The 369-nt window shown below is 66.4% G+C and carries 1 pseudogene; it reads right to left on the reverse strand.

The features are described 5' to 3' along the window. Nucleotides 1–369 (reverse strand): annotated as a pseudogene (locus tag NE591_RS13285) (hypothetical protein); the annotation flags it as partial.

Here is a 369-nt window from a genome sequence, read left to right on the forward strand (position 1 = left end):
TGGCCACGGGGCTCATCATCTTCCCAGCCTGCTTCGCCTTCGGCGTGGCGCCGGACTCGGGCCCCGTGGCCAGGGCAACGCCGGTGTCGAGCACGCCGATCGTGGCCGCCTCGCCCATGAGCGAGCGGTGCTTGTCGATGTAGCTGCCGAAAATGGTCATGGAGCCCATGCAGATGGACAGGGTGAAGAAGGCCTGACCCATGGCCGCGTAGGCCGCCTCGAAGAACATATCCGGGCTACCGAAGATCTTCGGGAAGTCCGGCAGCAGGTAGAAGGCCACGCCGTCGGCCGCCCCCGGAAGGGTGAGCGCGCGCACCACGAGCATCCCCAAAATGGCGAGCAGGGCGAGCATCATGGCCTTGGTGATGC

It is taken from the genome of Adlercreutzia sp. DFI.6.23 (genome assembly GCF_024462535.1).
GTDB classification, from domain to species: domain Bacteria; phylum Actinomycetota; class Coriobacteriia; order Coriobacteriales; family Eggerthellaceae; genus Adlercreutzia; species Adlercreutzia rubneri.